The organism is Pseudoalteromonas sp. (genome assembly GCF_041629635.1).
Taxonomy (GTDB): Bacteria; Pseudomonadota; Gammaproteobacteria; order Enterobacterales; family Alteromonadaceae; genus Pseudoalteromonas.
The window spans coordinates 1-3403 of sequence record NZ_JBFKMX010000226.1 but is presented as its reverse complement, the minus strand read 5'-3'; the positions used below and the strand labels follow the sequence as shown (position 1 = coordinate 3403).

Here is a 3403-nt window from a genome sequence, read left to right as displayed (position 1 = left end):
TGGTTAACTTGCTATAGTTATAAATATCTTGCGCTGATACGTATATAAATGAGCCTAATCACCGAAGCTTCTTTAAACGATAAGACCATTCTTATTATTGATGACCAAAAGTCGTTCCAAAAACTTCTTAAAGGTATGCTAGTACAACTAGGTGCTAACAATATTGCATTTTACGATTCGGGTGAAGCTGCTCTTAATAAAATTGATAAAAATTCAGTCAATATTGTGTTTATCGATTATAACCTTGGACAAGGACGTAACGGAAAACAGTTTCTCGAAGAATTAAAATACTTAAATAAATTATCTAGGCACAGTATTTCCATTTTAGTCACAGGTGAAAGTACCCGTTCCGTTGTGTTGTCGGTACTCGAAATCGAGCCTGATGACTATTTAATCAAGCCATTCTCAATTGGCATGCTTAAAACTCGTTTAAATAAGCTATCAGCAAAGAAGACGTTATTTTTTCAAGCTGATCAAGCAGTTGAAGACGGTCAACTCGGACTCGCTGCTGATCAATACCTCAAAATCTCAAAAAAAAGCACTCGCAACGCGCAGTTTTGTTTTAAACGTGCCTGCCAAGTTTATTTTGATTTAGGCGAATATCAAAAAGCATTTGACCTACTTAACTCAGTTCTTGAAAGTGCAAGACCAACATGGGCACTTACCTACCTAGCTCAAGCCTGTTTATATTTAACTAAGTATGATCAAGCTATTCGCATCTGCGATGAATTATTAGGACAAAATCGTTTTAATATTGATGCATTAGATATAAAAGCACTCTGTCTTAATCAATTAAACCAAGGTAAAGAATCTCTTTTTCTGATTGAGCAAAGCTGTAACATTTCGCCTCATTCATTTGCAAGACAGCGTAACTTTGCTCAAATTGCTCAAGCTAATAATGACTTTGATGCCCTTGTTAAAGCACAAAATACGTTACTCTCAATGTCAAAAGGCACAGCATTTGCACATATTGATTACCAATTAAATTATATTCGTGCAATGTTTAGCCAACTTGATAAAGCAAATTCTAAACATGATAAGTCAGAGTTAACGACACAAATTAAAACTTCACTGCGTCAGGCAAAAAACGACCCAACAGTGATAGAACAACCAGACCTCTTTGATGAGTTCCACACTTTCTGTGAAGCGCGTTTAAGTGTAAGTAACGGTGATTATTTATCCGCCAAAAAAATGATTGCTCCTTTAACGGTTGAGCAATCACTTTGCAATTCAGTACTACCTGATTCCATTATGGCCTTATTCTCTTTAGGTGAATTTGATGATGCCAATGAGCAATTAGAAAAATATCAATCATGCAAGCAGCATAACAGTCAAGTATTAGCCCAATTACACTGTCGTAATGATGCATTAGCAGCTAAACAAAATGAATTTAATCAGCATAACACAAAAGGCATCAAGCTTTATAAGCAAGGTAATTTTCAAGACGCCATTGTACAATTTGAAATGGCGCTTAAATATGCACCTATGAATACAGGGAGTGCACTTAACTTATTACAAGCGTTACTGCAATTACTTCCCCGAGCAAGTAAATCTGCGGATGTTATTATTGAAAAATGTCAAGCCAACTTTACCCTCGTTGAAGGTATGGCATTACCGCCACAACATGCTAAGCGGCTTGAAGATCTTAAGTTTGAATACAACAAGTTAGCAAAACTCTATTGCCAATAAAATTAGCAAAATGAGATTGAAGTGCTAGGCTTACAGTATCTAAAGTAAGCTATAAAACGCCTATGAGCCAAGCACCTAAATGCCATTATGTTTCACCTGATAACGAACAATGTTGTGAATTGGATATGGGTGGAGGGTACTGTTTTTGGCATGATCAAAAATACGACAAAAGTGGCTTAGTACTTACCGAAAAGCTTGAACGGTATGCACATCGTGGTGGATTATTAAAAGGCCTACAATTAAAACGTGCTGATCTTACCGGGTTAAACCTAGTAAACCACCAGGGTAAACACTTTGATTTATCTTACAGCAATTTTTATCGCGCAAATATGCAAAATGCGCATCTTTATAATACATGTATTCGTGACGCATCATTAATGAAAGCTGATCTGCGCGATTCAAATTTACACTGTGCTAAACTCGAACGAACTAATTTGCTTGGGATGAAGTTGGCGGGTGCTCGCATAGATAATATGAAACTAGGGCAGGTATTACTTCAAGAAGAACTTGCTCGCAAAGCTGAAAAACAAAAAGATCACGAAAGTGCACTTGATTACTTCGAACAATCCGAAGAAATCTATCGTGACCTTAGAAATGCGGCAGAAAACCAAGGCTTATTAGAAGTGTCAGGTAAGTTTAACCATAAAGTGCTTATTATGCGCCGCCATCAATATCCAAAATGGTCTCGCCATCGTATAGCATCAAAATTTTTTGACATACTCTGTGGCTACGGTGAGCGCCCTGTAAACGTTATCTTTTTTTCAATGATGCTGATTGTGCTTTGCGCATTAGGATATTTCACTTTTGGTGTCAGTTACCATGATCAAACAGTGCAATTTAACCCTGCACACAGTCTAAAAGACAACATGATGGCTCTCGGTAACAGCTTATATTTTTCGGTAGTAACCTTTACTACTCTCGGCTATGGAGACATTACACCGCTAGGTTACTCACGACTTATTGCTGCAGTTGAGGCTTTCTGTGGCAGCTTTTCGCTAGCATTGTTCGTTGTTGTATTTGTTAAAAAAATGACTCGATGAGATCATTGTATATTACCAATAACAAATAACATCATAAAAACTATCGTAAGCAAACGAAAAAAGAATAACTGCCCTTTTAAATTTCTTACCTGTTTTGAAGTTTTAAACACTTTTAGCTCTAATGCTTTGCAATATTCTCGACTAATCATAATAGGATCCTCATAGTATTGGGTTAAGCCCTATCACCGACTGCCAATTTTGGCATGTCTACTTAATAGCATGCATAAATGCGACCAAGTTTAGTGACAATTTACTAGTTTTGCTCCATTACGTTCATTTATACCAATCCGCTCCTCTAACTTAATACGTTGATGGTATCTATTAGACCGATATAAATAATGTCCTATTTTCTCTATCGACAGTCCGGGTTAAATATTAAGCATTAAAATGCGCTTTTTTGAAATCGCTCAAATAGCCCTGAATAACGCGACACGGTTTTTGCCATTGCCCTTTCTAAACCACCAGCAAGCGATATTAATTCAAACGAGGTTTTCGCTCGGGTAATACCTGTGTATACCAACTGGCGATTAACAACCGGAGAATTTGCCGGCAATACCATGGCAACATCTTTAAATTCAGATCCTTGTGATTTATGTATGGTCATGGCATAAACAGTATCAAACTGGGGTAATCGCGTTGTTGAGATTACGCGCTCCGCACCTTGTTCGTCGATA

Annotated in this window: 3 protein-coding genes; 2 read left to right on the top strand and 1 reads right to left on the bottom strand. The window is 37.2% G+C overall.

Translation table 11 applies throughout. The annotated features are described in order from the left end of the window. Positions 1–48 precede the first annotated feature (48 nt). Both ABYD77_RS18355 and ABYD77_RS18350 read left to right on the top strand, forming a co-directional pair. Entirely contained in the window at positions 49–1689 is a 1641-nt protein-coding gene (locus tag ABYD77_RS18355) for a response regulator (RefSeq protein ID WP_372771541.1), read from the top strand. Positions 1690–1751: 62 nt separating this feature from the next. Further along, positions 1752–2729, top strand: coding sequence for an ion channel (locus ABYD77_RS18350; protein WP_372771540.1), 978 nt, complete (start codon positions 1752–1754; stop codon positions 2727–2729). 382 nt (positions 2730–3111) lie between these two features. Here the strand turns inward: ABYD77_RS18350 and ABYD77_RS18345 are convergent. Continuing rightward, positions 3112–3403 (bottom strand): ATP-binding domain-containing protein (locus tag ABYD77_RS18345; protein ID WP_372771539.1); only part of this gene is annotated, 292 nt, incomplete at its 5' end.